17 protein-coding genes are annotated in these 19,063 nt (G+C 67.0%); 3 read left to right on the plus strand and 14 right to left on the minus strand.

Features of this window, described 5'->3' with window-relative positions; all coding sequences use genetic code 11:
• Positions 1 to 16 precede the first annotated feature (16 nt).
• Together gltX and gltA are read left to right on the plus strand one after the other, a co-directional pair.
• Positions 17 to 1,456, plus strand: a complete 1,440-nt coding sequence (gene gltX, locus ACP7AG_RS06535) for a glutamate--tRNA ligase (RefSeq protein ID WP_426030244.1) — start codon at positions 17 to 19, stop codon at positions 1,454 to 1,456.
• Between the two features lie 67 nt (positions 1,457 to 1,523).
• Positions 1,524 to 2,804: a citrate synthase gene (gltA, locus tag ACP7AG_RS06540; RefSeq protein ID WP_426030245.1), complete on the plus strand. Its 1,281-nt coding sequence runs from the start codon at positions 1,524 to 1,526 to the stop codon at positions 2,802 to 2,804.
• A gap of 162 nt (positions 2,805 to 2,966) precedes the next feature.
• Here gltA and ACP7AG_RS06545 read toward each other — a convergent pair whose 3' ends face one another.
• Entirely contained in the window at positions 2,967 to 3,239 is a 273-nt protein-coding gene (locus ACP7AG_RS06545; protein WP_426030246.1) for an EscU/YscU/HrcU family type III secretion system export apparatus switch protein, read from the minus strand.
• Positions 3,236 to 4,831, minus strand: coding sequence for a flagellar hook-length control protein FliK (locus ACP7AG_RS06550; protein ID WP_426030247.1), 1,596 nt, complete (start codon positions 4,829 to 4,831; stop codon positions 3,236 to 3,238). The genes ACP7AG_RS06545 and ACP7AG_RS06550 overlap by 4 nt, the downstream gene beginning before the upstream one ends.
• Positions 4,832 to 4,957: 126 nt before the next feature.
• On the opposite strand from ACP7AG_RS06550, the gene ACP7AG_RS06555 reads away from it, so the two are divergent.
• The gene (locus tag ACP7AG_RS06555) at positions 4,958 to 6,706 is read left to right on the plus strand and encodes an ATP-binding protein (protein WP_426030248.1); all 1,749 of its coding nucleotides are present in this window, start codon (positions 4,958 to 4,960) and stop codon (positions 6,704 to 6,706) included.
• On the opposite strand, the gene lpxB is transcribed toward ACP7AG_RS06555, so the two are convergent.
• Genes lpxB through frr form a run of 12 tightly spaced genes read right to left on the minus strand, consistent with a single transcriptional unit; the run spans position 6,703 to position 19,052 of the window.
• Positions 6,703 to 7,890: a lipid-A-disaccharide synthase gene (gene lpxB, locus ACP7AG_RS06560; protein WP_426030249.1), complete on the minus strand. Its 1,188-nt coding sequence runs from the start codon at positions 7,888 to 7,890 to the stop codon at positions 6,703 to 6,705. The genes ACP7AG_RS06555 and lpxB overlap by 4 nt on opposite strands.
• Positions 7,887 to 8,729 (minus strand): UDP-2,3-diacylglucosamine diphosphatase, encoded by an 843-nt coding sequence (lpxI, locus tag ACP7AG_RS06565; RefSeq protein ID WP_426030250.1) that lies wholly within the window; start codon positions 8,727 to 8,729, stop codon positions 7,887 to 7,889. Before lpxI ends, lpxB begins: the two co-directional genes overlap by 4 nt.
• 7 nt (positions 8,730 to 8,736) lie before the next feature.
• Positions 8,737 to 9,531: an acyl-ACP--UDP-N-acetylglucosamine O-acyltransferase gene (gene lpxA, locus ACP7AG_RS06570; RefSeq protein WP_426011869.1), complete on the minus strand. Its 795-nt coding sequence runs from the start codon at positions 9,529 to 9,531 to the stop codon at positions 8,737 to 8,739.
• Positions 9,528 to 10,019 (minus strand): 3-hydroxyacyl-ACP dehydratase FabZ, encoded by a 492-nt coding sequence (gene fabZ, locus ACP7AG_RS06575; protein WP_426011870.1) that lies wholly within the window; start codon positions 10,017 to 10,019, stop codon positions 9,528 to 9,530. Before fabZ ends, lpxA begins: the two co-directional genes overlap by 4 nt.
• Before the next feature lies 1 nt (position 10,020).
• Positions 10,021 to 11,040, minus strand: coding sequence for a UDP-3-O-(3-hydroxymyristoyl)glucosamine N-acyltransferase (lpxD, locus tag ACP7AG_RS06580; protein ID WP_426030251.1), 1,020 nt, complete (start codon positions 11,038 to 11,040; stop codon positions 10,021 to 10,023).
• 45 nt (positions 11,041 to 11,085) lie between these two features.
• On the minus strand, positions 11,086 to 11,721 hold the full coding sequence (locus tag ACP7AG_RS06585) for an OmpH family outer membrane protein (RefSeq protein WP_426011872.1): 636 nt from the start codon (positions 11,719 to 11,721) through the stop codon (positions 11,086 to 11,088).
• 5 nt (positions 11,722 to 11,726) lie between these two features.
• Positions 11,727 to 14,096, minus strand: a complete 2,370-nt coding sequence (gene bamA, locus ACP7AG_RS06590) for an outer membrane protein assembly factor BamA (protein ID WP_426011873.1) — start codon at positions 14,094 to 14,096, stop codon at positions 11,727 to 11,729.
• Positions 14,097 to 14,113: 17 nt separating this feature from the next.
• A complete protein-coding gene (gene rseP / locus ACP7AG_RS06595) occupies positions 14,114 to 15,649 on the minus strand; it encodes an RIP metalloprotease RseP (protein WP_426030252.1) in 1,536 nt (511 codons plus the stop codon).
• On the minus strand, positions 15,621 to 16,835 hold the full coding sequence (locus tag ACP7AG_RS06600; RefSeq protein WP_426011875.1) for a 1-deoxy-D-xylulose-5-phosphate reductoisomerase: 1,215 nt from the start codon (positions 16,833 to 16,835) through the stop codon (positions 15,621 to 15,623). Before ACP7AG_RS06600 ends, rseP begins: the two co-directional genes overlap by 29 nt.
• The gene (locus ACP7AG_RS06605) at positions 16,823 to 17,683 is read right to left on the minus strand and encodes a phosphatidate cytidylyltransferase (protein WP_426011876.1); all 861 of its coding nucleotides are present in this window, start codon (positions 17,681 to 17,683) and stop codon (positions 16,823 to 16,825) included. Before ACP7AG_RS06605 ends, ACP7AG_RS06600 begins: the two co-directional genes overlap by 13 nt.
• On the minus strand, positions 17,661 to 18,440 hold the full coding sequence (uppS, locus tag ACP7AG_RS06610) for a polyprenyl diphosphate synthase (RefSeq protein ID WP_426011877.1): 780 nt from the start codon (positions 18,438 to 18,440) through the stop codon (positions 17,661 to 17,663). Before uppS ends, ACP7AG_RS06605 begins: the two co-directional genes overlap by 23 nt.
• A gap of 45 nt (positions 18,441 to 18,485) precedes the next feature.
• The gene (gene frr / locus ACP7AG_RS06615) at positions 18,486 to 19,052 is read right to left on the minus strand and encodes a ribosome recycling factor (RefSeq protein WP_426011878.1); all 567 of its coding nucleotides are present in this window, start codon (positions 19,050 to 19,052) and stop codon (positions 18,486 to 18,488) included.
• Between the last annotated feature and the right edge of the window lie 11 nt (positions 19,053 to 19,063).

A 19,063-nucleotide genomic window follows, 5' to 3' on the forward strand; every position in this document is an offset into this window, starting at 1 on the left:
GTCAGCCCCGGTTCCGATGACCAATTCCCCCGTTCCGACGACCGCCCCCAAGAAGGATGGCGCCGTCGTCACCCGCTTCGCCCCGTCGCCGACCGGCTTCCTGCACATCGGCGGCGCGCGCACGGCGCTGTTCAACTGGTTATATGCACGCCATACGGGTGGGAAGTTTCTTATTCGCGTTGAGGACACCGATCGGGAGCGTTCGACCGAAGCCGCAGTCGCCGCGATCTTCGAAGGCCTCGACTGGCTGGGCCTGACCTCTGACGAGGAGGTCGTCTTCCAGCACAAGCAGGCCGACCGCCACCGCGAGGCCGTACAGCAACTTCTGGACGCCGGCCGCGCCTATCGCTGCTGGATGAGCGTGGAAGACCTGGCCCTTGCGCGCGAACTGGCTCGGGCCGGCGGCCCCGCCCTGCGCTCGCCCTGGCGCGACGCCCCGGAGCCCAATGATCCGACCGCGCCCCACGTCATTCGCTTCAAGGGCCCGCTGGACGGCACGACCATGGTCGATGACCTGGTCAAGGGGCCGGTGACCTTCAACAACGCCGAACTCGACGACCTTGTGTTGCTGCGCGCGGACGGCGCCCCGACCTACAACCTGGCCGTGGTGGTCGACGACCACGACATGGGGGTCACCCACGTGATCCGCGGCGACGACCACCTGAACAACGCCGCCCGCCAGACCCTGATCTATCAGGCGCTGGGCTGGACCCTGCCGGCCTTCGGCCACATCCCGCTGATCCACGGCCCCGACGGCGCAAAGCTGTCCAAGCGTCACGGCGCCCAGGCCGTGGGCGAGTTCCAGGACATGGGCTACCTGCCCGAGGGCCTGCGCAACTACCTGGCCCGCCTGGGCTGGGGCCATGGCGACGACGAGGTGTTCAGCGACGAGGAGGCGATCAGCTGGTTCGACGTCAAGGACGTGGTCAAGGCCCCCGCCCGCCTGGACTGGGCCAAGCTGAACTTCATCAACAGCCAGCACCTGCATGTGGCCGAGGACGGCCGCCTGGCCGATCTGACCCTGAAGGCGCTGCAGGCCCAGGGCGCGGCCCTGCCGGCCGACGCCGCCGCGCGGCTCCACGCCGTGGTCCCGCACGTCAAATCCGGCGCCAAGACCATCCTGGAGTTGGCCGAGCACTGCGCCTTCGCCCTGAAGGTGCGTCCGCTGGCGCTCGAGGAAAAGACCCTTAAGCAGCTGACCGACGAGACCGTGGAACGGCTGACCCGGCTGCGCGCTCAGCTGGACGCAGCCCCGGTCTGGGGGGTAGCGGAGCTGGAAACGCTGTTGAAATCCTTCGCGGAATCCGAGGCCGTCGGCTTTGGCAAGTTTGGTCCGTCACTGCGCGGAATCCTCACCGGCGGGTCGCAAGCGCCCGACCTGCACAAGATCATGGCCGCGCTCGGTCGCGACGAGTCTCTGGGGCGACTTGACGACGCCCTGGCGTCGCGCGCATGAGGCGCTATATCGCACTCGCGAAATCGAAAACTGGACTGCCCGTTCCACTCTTCAAGGGGTCTCCCGCATGACCGACAAAGCCACGCTGACGATTGGCGACAAGAGCTACGACCTGCCAATTCTCAAGGGCAGCACGGGCCCCGACGTCGTTGACGTGCGGAAGTTCTATGGCGACAGCGACCATTTCACCTTCGATCCGGGCTTCACCTCGACCGCCTCTTGCGAAAGCAAGATCACCTATATCGACGGCGACGCCGGCATTTTGCTGCACCGCGGCTATCCGATCGGCCAGTTGGCCGAGGAGTCCTCGTTCCTCGAGGTCTGCCACCTGCTGCTGAATGGTGAGCTGCCGACGGCCGACGAATTCACCCTGTTCGAACGCAACATCACCTATCACACGATGCTGCACGCCCAGTTCGACACCTTCTTTCAGGGCTTCCGCCGCGACGCCCACCCGATGGCCGTGATGACCGGCGCGGTCGGGGCCTTGTCGGCCTTCTATTCCGACAGCCTGAACGTCGATGATCCCAAGCAACGCGAGATCAGCGCCCATCGCCTGATCGCCAAGATGCCGACCATCGCCGCCCGCGCCTTCCAGTACTCGCAAGGCCGTCCATTCGTGACGCCGCGCAACGAGCTGAGCTATTCGGAAAACTTCCTGCGCATGTGCTTCTCGGTGCCAGCCGAGGATTGGGTTCCCAACCCCGTCCTGACCCGCGCCATGGACCGCATCTTCATCCTGCACGCCGACCACGAGCAGAACGCCTCGACCTCGACCGTCCGTCTGGCCGGCTCGTCGGGGGCTCACCCGTTCGCCTGTATCGCCGCCGGCATCGCCTGCCTCTGGGGCCCCTCGCACGGCGGCGCCAACCAGGAAGCCCTGGAGATGCTGGAAGAGATCGGCACGGTCGAGAACATCCCCGCCTATGTGCAGGGCGTGAAAGACCGTAAGTATAAGCTGATGGGCTTTGGCCACCGCGTGTACAAGAACTTCGATCCGCGCGCCAAGGTCATGCAGAATACCTGCTACGAGGTGCTCGAGCAACTTGGCATCAACGACCCGTTGCTCCAAGTGGCAATGGAGCTGGAAAAGGTTGCGCTGAGCGACCAATACTTCATCGACCGCAAGCTCTATCCGAACATCGACTTCTATTCGGGCATCACCCTGCGCGCCATGGGCTTCCCCAAGGAGATGTTCACGGTGCTTTTCGCCCTGGCCCGCACCGTTGGCTGGATCAGCCAGTGGAAGGAAATGTTCGAGGATCCCTCGCGCAAGATCGGCCGCCCGCGCCAGCTCTATACCGGCGCGACGCAGCGCGACTACCTGGCCGTCGAAAAGCGCGGCTAAGCGCGTCGCGCATCCCAAACTGGAAAGGCCTCGCGAAAGCGGGGCCTTTTTCTTGGACCCCACGGTGCTCTCGAGCGGCGAGGATCGCCTTGGGCACAGACAATGGCGTTGGTCGGACCTGATGTTCGCGGGCGGAACCCGTCTGGCCGGATCGCGCCGGAACTAGCGCGTCTCGGCGGCGCGCAGGATGAAGCCGAGGATTTCGGCCACCGCCCGATAGAGCGCCTCGGGAATTTCCTCGTCGAGCTCGATGGTCGACAGGGCCTGGGCCAGGGCCGAATTCTCCTCGATCGGCACGCCGTGCTCGCGGGCCGTCTCGATGATCTTGTCGCCAACCCAGCCGCGGCCGGTGGCGACGACGCGCGGGGCGTGCGGCTCGTCATATTGCAGGGCGACGGCGATGCGCGTCCCCGTACGTCCGATAGCGCCGCTCATGTGGCCTGGTCCAGGAACTGGCCGGGCGCGGCGGCGACGGTGAGCGGCTGGCCAACGTGGAAGGCGACCTCGGGCTCCAGCGCGGCTTCGCGCAGGGCGGCGTCCAGGCGGGCTTCGCCGCCGCGCAGACGGGCCATGCTGGCGGGGCGTTCAGCCCAGAGCGAGACGCGCGCCGTGTCACCGGTCAGAGCGACCTGGGCGTGAACCGGGCCCATGGGCTCGACATCCAGTGAAAAGCGGGCGCGCCAGGTGCGGCCTGAGCCTCGTCCGCCGCCCTCCCCGCCCGAGCCGCCGCCGTCGCGGCTGATCTCGAACTGGGCGACGGCCGGGCCTTGAGGCGTCTGAAACGGCATGTCGAACACCCATCGCGCGCCCGGATCCTCGACGGGTCGGCTGATGGCGGGAGCCGGGTCGGGTAGCGAGGCGATCTGCAACAGTTCCGTCCGTGCCAAGGCCGCGCCGCTCTCGGAAAGCAGGCGCTGGCCGATGAGGCGGGGATCGGCCCCCAGCGGCAGGTTCGACTGGGCGGCGGCCTGGGCATGAGTCGGCGCCCCCGGATAGGGCGGTGGAACGCCAGATGGCGTGTGCTGGACGGCGGCGCCGTAGGCGCCGGCCAGCGCGGCCTGCATCGGACGCGGCGTCGCCAGCGGCGGCCCCAGGGGTAGAGCGAAGTCGCCTTCGACGATGGCGCCGAAAGCCGGCAGCGGCGGTTCGAGACGAGCCATGGGCGGCGGCGTCATCGCGCGCTGCCAGGCCGGGCGGAGGTCGGGCGCCGCCGACGGGCTGGCAAACACTTCCGGATCAAGCGCGACCTTATCCGGCGCGGCGCCCTGCATCGAGATCTTCGCGGCGAGCGCTTGAGGCGTTCCCCTGTCGGCCATTTGCGCGGCGGCGGTCGCGGCGGTCGCCGCAGGGTTTGAGGCGGACGTCGCGGCCTGGGCCGAGGCCGGCGGCAGTGTGTCCACCCAGGTCTTCACCACCTCGCGAAACACCAGCAGGGCCGCCTTCATGTCGCTGTTGGGCGTCGGGGTGGGGATGGGACGGGGCGGCGCGGTCAGGGTGCCCGTGGGCGGGCGCTGGAGGGCGTCTTGCGGCGCGGCGGCGGCCAGGCGGGCTTCGAGAAACAGGCCCGAGCGCTGCAGGGCCTGGCGAATTTCCGGCCCGCTGATCTGGCCGTCCATCTGGGCGCCCAAGGCCATTACCTGGGCGATCGCCGCCTTGACCGGCGCGGGCACGTTCGGATCGGCGGCGGCCTGGGTCATGTCGGCCATCAGCGGCGCCAGGCCGCCCTGGCGCGCGGCGGCGCGACCGGCGGCCAAGCTGACGGCGCGGGCCGGCGTATCGGGCGCGGTGACCAGACTGGCGGCGGCGCGCGCCTCGGCGGCCTTGGCGCGCTCGAGTTCGCCGTCACCCACGGTGTCCGTAGCGCCGGGGTCGGCCACTTCCGAGTGGCCCTGGCCGATCATCGCGCCGAGGGTTTCGGTGGTCTGGAGGATCGCCGCGCGCGCCAGCGCGTCGCCGCTCGGCTCACCCCGGTTGACCAAGGTGGGCGGCGTGAGCGGCGTCAGGGGGGCGATCGCGGAGATCGGCACGCAACACTCCAGACCCGGCAGCGGCAAACACCGGTCATTCCAACCTAATAGAGAGCCATGAAGCGGGTCTTAAAGGCTTGCTTAACGCAGGCAGCCGAGATTGCGCTCCTGCTCGGAGTTCCAGGTTTGACGCTCTCCATCCCCTCCACGGCCTGGACCGACGTCACGGCGCATCGGCGGCGTGATCTGCTGTCGATCGTGCCGATGTCGCTGCTGGCGGCGGTGGGATCGACGGTGTGGCTGGAGCCGCCCTTCATCCTGGCCTGGCTGGTGGCGGTCAGTGCCCTGATCGGCCTCAACCACGTTCTAGGACACTGGATCGATCACACGCCCGCGCCGCGCCACAGCCAGGAGTGGCTGCTGTCGGTCGTCACCTTCGTCTATTCCGGTGTGTATGGCCTGCTTCCCCTGGCGATGGTCGTCGACGGCAGCCGCGCAGCGGCAGTGGCCGGCGCGGCGATGTTGGGCGCCGTGGCGCTGAGCAGCACCGCCGAGTTCGCCATCTCGCGCCGGATCGGCGCCGCTTCGCTGCTGGCCGTGCTGCTGACGGCCTTCGCCGCCGTCCTGCGACCCGCCGCAGGGGAGTCGCCGCTGCAGGCCATGATCGCCTTCGTCGCCGCCGCCGCCTTCTTGGCCTATGTGCTTGTGGCGGCGCTGCACCGCGCCGGCGCCGAGCAACGCCTGGTCGCCGCCTTGGCCAGCGCGCGCGAGAAAGCGGCCGAAGCCGCCGCCGCCAACGCCGCCAAGACGACGTTCCTGGCCACCATGAGCCACGAGATCCGCACGCCCCTTAACGGCGTCCTGGGCATGCTGCAGGTCATGCAGACCGACGTCCTGACGCCGGCTCAGCGCGAGAGACTGGCGATCGTCCGCAAGTCCGGCGAGGGCCTGACCGCGATCCTCAACGACGTGCTGGACCTGGCGAAAATCGAGGCGGGCCGGCTGGAGATCGAGACGGCGGCCTTCGACCTGCCTGAGCTGATGATCGGCTGTCACCACGCCTTCTCGGTGCTGGCCATCGACAAGGGCCTGCGCTGTACCCTGACCATCGCGCCAGAAGCGCGGGGCCTCTATCACGGCGACGCCCTGCGCCTTCGCCAGGTAATCGGCAACCTGATGTCCAACGCCGTGAAGTTCACCGCCGCCGGCACGATCGATCTTTCGGCCCGACTGAGCGGCGAAACCTTGGAGATCGCGGTCAGCGACACCGGCGTCGGCGTGGCCCCCGACGATCTCGACCGGCTGTTTGGCAAGTTCAGCCAGCTCGACGCGTCCAGCACCCGTCGCCAAGGCGGCACCGGCCTGGGCCTGGCGATCTGCCGCGAGCTATGCGGCCTGCTGGGCGGGTCGATCGGTGTCGCCAGCTCCCTTGACCACGGCTCAACTTTCACCATCGCCCTGCCGGCGGAGAATCTGGCCCCCGGCTCAACGGTCCAGGTCGTGGCCGACACACCGGCGCCGGAAGCCATCCAGCGTTCGCCGCTGCGGGTGCTGGCGGCCGAAGACAACCACGTCAACCAACTGGTGCTGCAGGCCATCCTGCGCCAAGCCGGGATTGAGCCAGACCTGGTCGTCAACGGCGCCCAGGCCGTCGGCGCCTGGCGCGACGGCGACTGGGACATCATCCTGATGGACGTGCGCATGCCGGTGATGGACGGCGTCGCCGCCGTCCAGGAGATCCGACGCCGCGAAGCCGCTGAAGGCCGCCCGCGCACGCCGATCATCGCCCTGACGGCCAACGCCATGAGCCACCAGATCGCGCCCTTGCTGGCCGCCGGCTTCGACGACCATGTCGGCAAGCCGATCGACATCGCCGCCCTGTTCGACGCCCTCGACCGGGCCGTGACCGGCAGGACTGAAGCCGAACCGGCCTAGGCGGCCGAAGCGCGCCCTTTCAAGAACGCCAGCAAGGCCGTGGCGGCCGCTTCGGAAGGATCCGGCATGCCGCGCCCCATACGGTCCAGCGCGGCGTGCTGGGCGGCGATCTGGCGGGCGCGCAAGGCCGGGTCGTCCAGACGCTTGCCGACCTCGGCCGCCAGGGCCTCGCCGGTGCAGGCGGTCTGCAGCAGTTCGGGCGCGACGGTGTCGTCAGCGGCGATGTTGAACAGCGTTACCCAGCGCGGCTTGAACAGCATCTTCAACAAGGCAAAGGTCAGATCGCTGGTGACATAGCCCACCACCATCGGCGTTCCGGCCAGGGCCAATTCTGTGGTCACCGTACCGCTGCAGGCCAGGGCGACCGTGGCGGCGGCCATGGCGTCGTCCTTCAGACGGTCGTCCTCAATCACATGGGCGCGAAAGGGCCAGGCGGCCACGCGAGCCTTGACGGTATGGGCCACGGTGGAGGCGGCGGGGACCACGACGTGCAGGTCGGGGCGCTGGACCTTAAGGCGTCGCACGGCGTCTTCGAAGGGCGGCATGACCCGTTCGATCTCGGACGGCCGGCTGCCGGGCAGCACCAGCAGGACCTGGTCACCCTCAGCCGCGCCGATGGCTGCGCGCAGCCGGGCGGGGTCGGCGTGGCTGAAATCGTGGACCAGGGCCGAATTGCCGACGAAGATGTTCTCCAGGCCGACGGCGTCGAAGAACGGCTTGTCCATCGGCTGGATGGACAGCAGCAGGTCCACGGCCTTGGCCAGGCCCTTGGCGCGACCGGCGCGATAGGCCCAGACCTGGGGGGCGACGTACTTTACCAACGGCAGCGCGGGGTCCCGCTTGCGCAGCGCCTGGGCTAGCCGAATGTTGAAGCCCCAGCTGTCGATCAGCACCGCCACATCGGGTGTTTCCCGGGCCGCCAGGGCCAGGGTCTCCTTCAGGCGGGCCATGGCGCGGGGATAGGCCTTCAGGCTCTCCACGATTCCCAGGATCGACAGCTGGGCGATGTCGAAAGGGCTCTCGACCCCCTCCTGCGCCATCTTGGCCCCGCCGACCCCGACGAAGCGGACCTTGTCGGCGCCTAGCCGCGACCGCACCGCTCTCACCAGACCGGCGCCCAGGGCGTCGCCGGAGGCCTCGGCCGCCACCAGCATCACCGTGAAGGGTCGGCTTTCGGCGTTCATGCGTCGACCTTGGGCTCGACTCCGTACACGAAGAGGCCCAGGTCGTTGGCGCAGGCGATGACCTGATCGCGGTCGATGATCAGCAGCCGCCCCGCCTCACCCACCACCCCGGCCAGGCCCGCGCGGGCGGCCCGCTGCAGGGTGGCGACGCCGATGGCGGGCAAATCGACCTTGGTTTCCTGGATCGGCTTGGGCGTCTTGGCCAGCACGCCGCGCGGACGCTCGGCCCTGCCTCGGATGGCCTCCGGTAGATCCGCCACCCGTCGCAGCATGGCGTCCGTGCCCTCCTGGGCCTCGACGGCCAAGACCAGACCATCGCAGACCACGGCCCCCTGCCCGACATCGAGCGCGCCGATCGCGCGGGCGACGGTCAGGGCGCGATCCATGTCGGCCCGATGCAGGTCGGTGGGCGCATGGCGGCCCAGCGCCCCGAGCGGCAGGGTCATCTCGCCGCGCACCTCATGGGCGCCCTCGACGGCAAAGCCTTCCTTCTCGAACTCGGCCAGCAGCCGGCGCAGCAGGGCGTCGTCGCCCTTGCGCGCGGCGTTGATCAAACCCGGAATCACGGCCAGGCCTCGCAGGTCAGGCTTGATGGCCGCGAAGTCAGGGCGATCGACGACGCCGGCGAAACAGACGGCCTCGCAGCCCTCGGCCCGCAGCGCCTTGAACACCTTGCCAAACTCGCCCAGCCCGACCTCGATGCCCGGATAGCGGGCCAGGCGAGCGTCGGCGAACGACCGCAGGCGCATCACCGCGAACGGACGGTTGGCGGCCTGGCAATGGGCGGCCAGTTCCAGCGGTAGCGACCCTCCGCCGGCAATTAAACCCAGTTTGCGCATGGCGGACCTAGACCTCGCGCTCTGGAAGGCACAGCGGACGGTTGGCGTCGGCCCGGATGAACGAGACGATCTCCATCACCTCGGGCGTGCCGGCATGGGTCTCGGCCACGTCGTCCAGGCGCTCCTGGAAGGTGCCTTCGTCGGCGAACAGCAGGCGATAGGCCGCGCGCAAGGCGTTGATCGCCTCGCGCGTGAAGCCGCGCCGCTTCAGGCCCACCAGGTTCAGGCCCTCGAGATGGGCGTGGTTGCCCCACACCGAGCCGTAGGGAATGACGTCCTTGGTCACCACCCCGCCGCCGCCGACGAACGAATATCGGCCGATGCGGGTGAATTGATGCACGGCGCACAGGCCGCCCATGAACACGAAATCGCCGATCACTACGTGACCGCCCAAGGTGGCGCCGTTGGCCAAGGTCACTCGGTCGCCGACCATGCAGTCATGGGCGACGTGGGCGCCGACCATGTAAAGGCTGTCGGAGCCGACCGTCGTCACCCCGCCCCCGCCGACCGTGCCGGCGTGCATGGTGGCGTGCTCGCGGATGATGTTGCGCTCGCCGATCACCAGGCGGGTGTCCTCGCCCTTGTGCGCCAGATGCTGAGGTGCGCCGCCCAGAACGGCGAAGGGGTAGATCTCTGTGCCGGCGCCGACCTTTGTCGCGCCATCGATCACCACATGCGAAACCAGGCGCACGCCGTCGCCCAGTTGGACCTTGGGCCCGACGGTGCAGAAGGGGCCGATCTCGACGCCCTGCCCCAACTGGGCGCCGGGATCGACGATTGCGGTCGGATGGATCTGGGTCATGCCTTGGGCGTCTCCACCACCATGGCCGCGAACTCGGCCTCGGCGGCCACCTTGTCGCCGACCTTGGCGACGCCCTTGAACTTGAAGATCGTCGAGCGGGAGCGCACGACCTCGACCTCCATGCGGATCACGTCGCCAGGGCGGACGGGATGGCGGAAGCGCGCATTGTCGACCGACATAAAGAAGATAGTCTTGCCGTCGGTGTCGACCTCGAGCGACTTGCTCATCAGCACCGCCCCGGTCTGGGCCAGGGCTTCGATGATCAACACGCCCGGCATCACCGGATTACCGGGGAAGTGCCCTTGGAAGAACGGCTCGTTGATCGTCACGCACTTGATGCCGACGATCGACTTGTGCGCGCGGTAGGTCTCGGCCCGGTCGACCAGCAAAAACGGATAGCGGTGCGGAATCCTGTTCAGGATCTCGGCGATGTCGATATTGGCCAGAACCTCTTCGGCAGGCGGCGCTTCGACGTTGGATTGGCTCATTCTAGCCCCTTGGTTCCCGGCTGCCCGCCTTGCGCGACAGCCATGCGGTTTCTCGGAGCCACCGCTTGAGCGGCCGCGCCGGGAACCCAGTCCATGTTTCCCCGGCCGGGACGTCCTTGAACACCGACGCCGAGGCGCCGATCTGGGCGCCCGAACCGATCGTCAGATGGTCGGCCACGCCGGCCTTGCCGCCAAAGGCGACGCCGTCGCCCACCACCGTGCTGCCGGAAATACCCGTATAGGCGGCGGCGACGCAGTTACGACCGAGCCGGACGTTGTGGGCGACATGGACGAGATTGTCGATCTTGCTGTTCTCGCCGATCGTCGTATCGCCAAAGGCGCCTCGATCCACGCAGCTGTTAGCGCCGATGGTCACGCCGTCCTGCAGGATCACCCTCCCAAGCTGCGGCAGATCGACGACGCCGATCGGGCCACTCGCCGCGCCGAACCCCGCCTCGCCGATCACGGCGCCGGCGTGGACGGCCACCCGGTCGCCGATCATGGCGAAGCCGATGACCGCATTGGCGCCGATCCGGCAGTTCCGGCCAATGCTGACGCCAGGGCCGATCACCACCCCGGGACCTAGGTAGGTCCCTCGACCGATCCGGGCTCCCTGCCCGATCATCACGCCCGGAGCCAACACGACGCCGTCCTCCAGCGCGCTGTCGGGATGGATGGCCGTGGCGTTTTCGAGATGGCGCCGCGGCGCGTGCAGACGGCCAGCCGCAACGGCCCAAGCTGCCTGCGGATGCGAGGTAATCAGCAAGGCCCAACCAGCGGGCGCCAGCGCGGCGTGCTCCAGCTTGAGAAAACAGGCGCACGACGAAGGCCCGCCTAGGTCGGGCAGTCGTTTGGGATCGGAAAGGAAGGTCACGGCCCCCGCGTCGGCGCTCTCGAGAGGCGCCACGTGGGTGATCCGTTGATCGCCGAGGGCGGGGTCGGCCAGCTGAGCACCGCTAAGCCTGGCCAGTTCCGTGAGGGTCGCCGGGCCCAGGTCTTCGAAAAAGCGCGGGTCCGGCATGGGTCCTCTCGGGAGCGGTCCGGGCCGGGGCCCGGACCGACTCGCTTACTTCTTGGTGGGCTGCAGAGCTTGAGCCCCAGGAGCCGCTTGGTCCAGCCGTTCGCGATCGAAGGTCAGGGTCTTGATGCGGGCGTCGGTCGCGGTGACCACTGCGCCCGTGATGTCCATGGCCGGATTCACCACAAGCACCGACTCCCGCTCGATCAAGATCGAGCAGGTCTTGGCCTGATAGGCTTGGCGAATGGCCGGCTCCAGTTCCTGATAGACGCGGGCGATCTGCTTCTGCTCGGTCGCTTCGACCTCGCGTTGGCGCTGCTGGCCCTTACGTTGCCAGGCGTTGGCGCGCACCTGCAGGGCGGCGGCCTGTTGCTCAAGCGCGCTTTGCTCAAGCGTGCCCTTCTTGCCGTCCAGGGCCTTGGCGTCGGTGTCCAGGCTGGTGCGCTCGGCGGTCAGCTCGGCGTTGACCTGCGAGATAATGACCTTCAGGCGGGCGTCGACCGACTTGCCGACCAGCGAAGCGCCGACGGCGCCCTGGCTGGAGAACACGCAGACGCCGGCGATCGGCGCGCCGTGGGTGACGGTTGGAGCTGCCGTCGGAGGGGCGGTTTGGGCGAAAGCGCCCGACGCCATGGTGAGCGCGGCGAGGCCCGAAGCGGTCGCGGCGAAAAACTTGGAGGTCATGGTCTTTAGAACCTTGTGGAGGTGGAGAACCGGAAGGTTTCGATTCTGTCGTAGTCTTCTTTAGCGAGAATATGGCTGAAATCGAACCGGATGGGTCCCATGGGCGATTTCCAGTCGATGCTCAGACCCGCCGAGGCCCGAAGGCCCAGGCCGTCCTTGATGAGCGGGTTGAACTTACCGGGCGAGATCTGGCGATCCACGTCGTCAAGCTGGCCCGCCGTACCGAAGTCGGTGAACACCGCGGCCTTGATGCCGTATTGCTCGGGCAACAGGGTTGGGACGGTCAACTCAAACGTGCCAATCGCGTAGAGCTTGGCGCCCAACGAGTTGCTGTTCTGAGACCCGTTCGTGGTGTCGCGCGGGCCGATACCGGCGATCTCGAAGCCGCGGAAGGTGGAACCGCCCTTGTAGTAGCGGTCGTTGATGCGGACGTTGTCGCCGCCCAAGCCTTCGATATAGCCAGCCGAACCGGTTGCGCTGAAGATGAAATCCTTGTTGAAGCCCCAATACCAGCCGGCGTCGGCGTCGGTCTTCAGATACTTCACGTCACCGCCGAACCCAGCCAGATCCTGGTTCAGGTCGGCGAACCATCCGCGAGTGGGCTGGATCGGGTCGTTGCGCTTGTCGATCCGCAGACCGTAGCCGATCAACGAGGTGACGTAAGCGCCGCGCTGCAGACAAAGGATCTGCGAAACGGAACCGCCGGAGCACAAGCCGTCGGCGACGCTGACCTTGTCCTGACGAAGTTGGTAACGCAGGCTCATCGAGGCGTTCTGGGTCAATGGAAAGCCGAACCGCAGCGTGCCGCCCGTCGATTGGGTGTCGTACGACGCATAGTTGCTGAGGTCGTAGCGGTACGAATAGAGGTCCAGGCCGGCGCGCAGGTCGCGGCCCAGGAAGCGCGGCTCGGTGAAGCCAAAATCGATTTGCTGGCGCAGTGAGCCCACCGAGATCCGGGCCCGCAGGTTCTGGCCCCGGCCGCGGAAGTTGCGCTGGGTCACGCCGACGTCGAGCACCAGCTTGTCGACCGAGCTGTAGCCGGCGCTGAACGACAGTTCGCCCGTCGGCTGCTCCTCGACCTTGACCCGCAGGGCGGTGCGGTCAGGCGCCGAGCCGGGCAGCTCCTCGATATTGACGTCCTTGAAGAAGCCCAGGCCGCGCATGTTGTTCTTGGAGCGGTCGACCAACACGCGGTTGTAGGCGTCGCCTTCGGCCACTTCCATCTCGCGGCGGACCACATAGTCCAGCGTCTGGGTGTTGCCGACGATGTCGATGCGATCGACATAGACGCGCGGGCCTTCGCGGACCGAGAACACCACGTCGACGGTGTTGGTCTCGCGGTTTGGCACATAGCGGGGACGCACGTCCACGAAGGCGAACCCGGCCGCGCCGGCGGCGAAGGTCAGGGCGTCGGTGGCCTGCTCGATGCGCTCGTCTTCATACAGCTGGCCGGTGCGGATCGGCAGGATCTGGGCCAACAGGTTGCCGTCAAGCTTCTTCAGCTCGGTTTCGACGGTGACCTTGCCGAACTTGTACTTGGGCCCTTCGTCGATCGTGTAGGTGACCGCGAAACCGTTCTTGTCGGTGGCCAACTCGGCGACCGAAGCCACGACGCGGAAGTCGAAAAAGCCGCGGTTGCGGTAGTGCTTGCGCAGCTGCTCGCGATCGTACTCGATGCGGTCGGGGTCATAGTTGTCGTTGCTGGTCAGGAACTTGTACCAGTGCGACTCCTTGGTCACGATCACGTCGCGCAGATCGTTGTCCGAGAATTCGCTATTGCCCAGGAAGTTGACGCCCAGGACGCCGCTCTTGGGGCCTTCGTTGATCTCGAACACCAGGTCGACGCGTTTTTGCGGCAGTTCCACCACCTTGGGCGTCACGGTCGCCGAGATGCGGCCCGAACGACGATAGAGCTCGATGATCCGCTGGACGTCGGCCTGAACCTTGGAGCGAGTGAAGATGCCGCGCGGACGGATCTGGACCTCGTCCTTCAGCTTGTCTTCCTTGAGCGCCGAATTGCCCTCAAAGACCACTTGGTTGATGATCGGGTTCTCGACGACCTTGACGATCAGGTCGCCGCCCTGCAGCTCGATCTTCACGTCGGCGAACAGGTCGGTGCGGGCCAGGGTCTTCAGCGCCAGGTCGAGGCGTTGCGGATCCACGGTCTCGCCCGGCTGGATCGGCAGGTAGGACAGCACGGTCCCCTGCTCGATTCGCTCGTTGCCTTGCACGACGATGCGCTGCACCACGCCCGTCGTCTGGGCTTGGGCGAAGGCGGCCTGCGGCGCGGTCAGCGCCGTTGAACCGAGAAGAAGCGCAACGCCGGTGGCGAACGCGGCGCTATGGGCGCGAATTTTGCTCATGGGACCAATCATGGACGGAAGGCGGCTGCTCAAGAGAACAAACCACCGAAGAATTTAAACACGCTCAAACGCTGCAGATCATTCCAGGTCGCGAACAACATGAAACCCAGCAACAGTGCAAGACCAACCCGATATCCGGCCGCTTGCAGCCTCGCCCCTAGCGGCCGGCTGGCGACCGCTTCGTAGGCGTAGAACAGCAGATGGCCGCCGTCCAGAACGGGGATCGGCAGAAGATTCATGAAGCCGACGCTGACTGAGATCAGGGCCGAGAGGCTGAGCAGGGCGACCGAGGCGCCCAGCAGCATCGTCGGCAGGTCGGTGCCGTTGGCCGCGCCCGCCTGGGCGACCTGGCCGGAGGTCTTGGCGATTCCCAGCGGGCCGCCGATCTGATCGGCGGACACCTGACCGCTGATCATCCGCCCCAGATAAAAGACCGTGGTGTCGAGCACATCCCAGGTGCGGGTCACGCCTACGCCGAGAGCCTGGACCGGCGTGTAGCGGATCCGTTCGATATATTGCCTCGGCAGCAGCCGGCTCAGTCCCAGCATGAGGCGGCGTTCCGGCTTGCCGCTGGCTGTGGGCGCTTCATCCATCGCCGGCGTGGCGATCAACTGGATCGTTTGACCCCCTCGATAGACGTCGAACCTGATTGGCTGAGCGCCACGCTTCTTCACATAGGCCGTCAGGTCCTCGAAGCTGTTGATCGGCACGCCGTCGGCGCGCTGCACCACGTCACCGCGCTTGAAACCGGCGAGGTGGCCCGCGCCATGAGGTTTCACTTCATCGACGACAGCAGGAACGCCAAAGCCGAGAACGCCGCCCTTTTGGCTACCGCCGAGGCCGTCGGAAATGTCCAGCAGAGCCGGCGTGGCCGTCAGGTCAATTTCTTGCGTTCCACGTCGCACTTCGAACTGAATCGGCACATCGCTACGCAGCATGGCGTAGCGGTCCAGGTCCTCGAAACTCTTCATCTTGCGGCCGTTGGCCGAGAGGATGACGTCGCCCTGGACAAAACCCGCCTGGGCCGCCGGGCTACCGGCGTTCACACCCGTGACGATCGGTCTACGCACCACTTCGCCAAACACGCCCGCCAGAAAGGCGAACAGCACGATAGCGAGGATGAAATTGGCGACCGGTCCTGCCGCGACCACGATCGCGCGCTGCCAGAGCGGCTTGAAATGGAAATAGCGCGCGACGGCTTCCTTGCCCTCGCGCTGCTCGATCTCGGCGCGCATGGCCTTCAAGTCGTTCTGGTCGGGCACACTGGCTACGTTCTCGTCGCCAGAAAAGCGGACATAGCCACCAAGCGGCAACCAGCCCAGTTGCCATTGCACGCCAGCCTTGTCGCGCCAGGCGGCGACGGGCTTACCGAAGCCGATCGCGAATCGGTCGATCGCCACGCCGCAGGCCTTGGCCGCCCAGAAGTGGCCAAGCTCGTGCACGGTCACGACCAACAGGATCACCAGTGGAAAGGCAATCAAGTAGGACGCAGCGGACTGGATGAAGCCGAGCATGATCGGGATTTTCTTCTCGTCTTCAGTTTGAGCGGCGAACTTGGCCGACAACCTCGGCCGCAATGCGGCGGGCCGACGCGTCAGTCATCATTGCGCTGTCGAGGGCGTCGTCGTCGCTCACGGCCAGGTCGCCCCGGCCGTTCATGCGTTCCAGTGTCCCCGCCACCGCGCTGGCAATATCCAGAAAGCCGATCTGGCGGTCAAGGAAGGCCGCGACAGCGACCTCATTGGCCGCGTTCATCGCCGCCGGCGCGCCGCCGCCCAGGCGCAGGGCCTCGCGGGCGATGGCGATCGACGGGAAGCGCTCCAGGTCAGGTTCTTCGAAGGTCAGTTGGCCGTAGGCGGCCAGGTCCAGAGGCTTTGCGGGCCAGGACAGGCGCTGGGGCCAGGAAAAGGCGCAGGAGATCGGGCTGCGCATGTCCGGCGGCCCCATCTGGGCCAGGGTCGATCCGTCGGTATATTCGACCAGACTGTGGATCACCGACTGCGGGTGGATCACCACGTCGATGCGCTCCTGCGGCGTGTCGAACAGGTAGGACGCCTCGATCATCTCTAGGCCCTTGTTCATCATCGTCGCGGAATCGACCGAAATCTTCGCGCCCATCGACCAGTTGGGGTGGGCGATCGCCTGTTCGGGCGTGGCCTTGGCCATGGCCGCCTTATCCCAAGTGCGGAACGGGCCGCCGGAGGCGGTCAGGATCAGACGCGCCACCCGGTCCAGGCAATCGCGCTGCAGCACCTGGAAGATCGCCGAATGCTCCGAATCGACCGGGATCACCGACCCGCCGGCCGCGTGGGCGATGCGCAACAGGGACGGACCGGCGCAGACCAGGCTTTCCTTGTTGGCCAAAGCGATGACCGCCCCAGTGCGGGCTGCGGCCAGGGTCGGCGCCAGGCCCGCCGCGCCGACAATGGCCGACATCACCCAATCCGCGCCCATGGCGGCGGCTTCCGAAACGGCGGCGGCGCCGGCTGCGGCCTCGACGCCCGAGCCGGCCAGGCGCTCACGCAGTTCCAGCAGCAGGCGCTCGTCGTCGATGACCGCAATCCTGGGCTTCCAGCGCAGCGCCTGCTCGGCCAGCTTGGCGACATTGCGTCCTGCCGTCAGGGCCAGGATCTCGACCTCGACACCCGCCTGATCGAACAGGTCCAGGGTCGAAACGCCGATGGAGCCCGTCGAACCCAGCACCACGACCTTGCGGGCCGCGATCGCGTTCACAAGGGTCAAGGCAACCATCCCCACTGGTCGAGCAGTCGCGCGCCGGCGACCACGATCGCCGCGAACATCAAGCCATCCACCCGGTCGAGCATGCCGCCATGGCCGGGGATCAGGTCGCCGGAGTCCTTCACGCCGAACCGGCGCTTGAGCATCGATTCCCATAGGTCGCCGGCCATGGTGGCCAAGCCACCCAAGAACCCCACCGCCGCCGCAACGGGCCACGACAGGTCGAGGTCCGGCAGGGCCGGCAGCGCGTGCGTCAGAGCCACGATGCCGATCGCGCCGAGCGCCGCCGCGACAAGTCCACCGAAGAACCCCGACCAGGTCTTGTTCGGCGAATAGCGCGGCCACAGCTTGGGGCCCTTGAAGATGCTGCCGGTCACGAAGGCGAAGATGTCGGCGAACCAGGTTGCCGTGAACAGCAGTAGGGTCCAGCTAAGCCCGACGGCTTGGTCGACAGGGTTTTGTCGCAACCAGATCAGGGCGATGACCGAAGGGGCGATATAGATAACGCCATAGGCCGCATCGGCCCGACGCTCGAGCGCGCCCCGGGCCATCAGGGCCGCGGCGATGGCCCCAATGATCACGACGGGCCAGGTGATGTAGTAGTGGCCTTGGAAGGCGACGATTACCGAGATCGCCGACGCCGCGCCAATCGCCACCGCGACACCGAGCGCGGCGCGCTTGGCGCTCATCTCGGCCCACTCACGCGCCAGCAGGGCGACGCCGACCAGGACCAGGGCCAGGAACCAGACGTCCCCAAACCAGACGGCGGCCACGACCGTCGGCACCAGCACCGTGGCCGAAGCGACACGGATTCGCAGGTTACCCCAGTTGAAACGCTTAGCCGGCGACGGCGACGTCATCGACGGCAATACCTCCATAGCGCCGATCGCGACCGCGATATTCCGTCAACGCGGCGGCGAGGTGTTCGGGCCCATAGTCCGGCCAAAGAACATCCTGATACACCAGTTCGGCGTAAGCGCATTCCCACAGCAGGAAATTCGAGATTCGTTGTTCGCCGCTGGTCCGCACGATCAGGTCCGGCGCGGGGGCGTTAGCGGTGGAAAGCCGTTGCTCGAACATGGCCTCGTCCAGGTCGGCGGCCCGGGCCTCGCCGCGCTCGACGGCCAGGGCGAAGGCGCGCGCGGCGTCGGTGATGTCGGCGCGGCCGCCGTAGTTGAAGGCGACCTGCAGCAGAAAACTGTTGTTCTGGGCCGTGCGGCGCTCGGCGCGGTCGATCACGTCCAGCACGTCGGCCGCCAGTCCCGTGCGACGGCCAATGATGCGCACCCGCACGCCTTCGCGCGCCAGCCGGTCAAGGTCGGATTCCAGATAGGCCTTCAACAGGCCCATCAGCTCGGACACCTCCTGCGGCGGCCGGCTCCAATTTTCGGTGGAGAAGCCGAACACCGTCAGCACGCCCACGCCCAAGGCGCCGGCGCCCTCGACGGTGCGCTTTAGAGCGTTGACGCCAGCCCTGTGGCCCAGGACGCGTGGCAGATTACGCCGCTTCGCCCACCGGCCATTGCCGTCCATGATAATGGCCACATGCAGCGACGGCGTCGACTTGGCGCCCCCGGCGCGTATCGACACGTTCTGCAGGCCGGTCGTCGGCGCCATGCGCTTCAGCCTTCCCTCATCGCCCCTCACAACTTAGGTCGATGCCTAAACCTGCATGATCTCTTGTTCTTTGTTTTTCAAGGCCTCGTCGATCCGCTTGATGGCCTCGTCGGTCATCTTTTGGACCTCGGTTTCCATCTTTTTCAGCTCGTCCTCGCTGATGACGCTGGCCTTCTCGGCCTTCTTCAGGTCGTCGTTGGCGTCGCGGCGAATATTGCGCACGGCCACCTTCTGGGCCTCGGCGTATTTGCCGGCGATCTTAGACAGATCCTTGCGGCGCTCTTCGGTCAGCGGCGGGATCGGGATGCGGAGGTTGTTGCCCTCCATGACCGGGTTCAGGCCCAGATCGGAGTTGCGGATGGCCTTTTCGACGGCGCCGACGACACCCTTGTCCCAGACGTTGACATTGATCTGGCGCGGCTCGGGCACGCTGATCGAAGCCACGGTGTTGAGCTGAACCATCGAGCCGTAGGCGCTGACCATGATCTGGTCGAGCAGGCTTGACGAGGCGCGGCCGGTGCGCAGACCGGCGAAGTCTTCCTTCAACGACACGACCGACTTGTCCATGCGGTCCTTGTAGCGGGGCAGATCGGGTTTTTCGGCGGTGGCCATGGCTTGGGCTC

The organism is Caulobacter sp. DWP3-1-3b2 (assembly GCF_049896325.1).
Classification (GTDB): domain Bacteria; phylum Pseudomonadota; class Alphaproteobacteria; order Caulobacterales; family Caulobacteraceae; genus Caulobacter.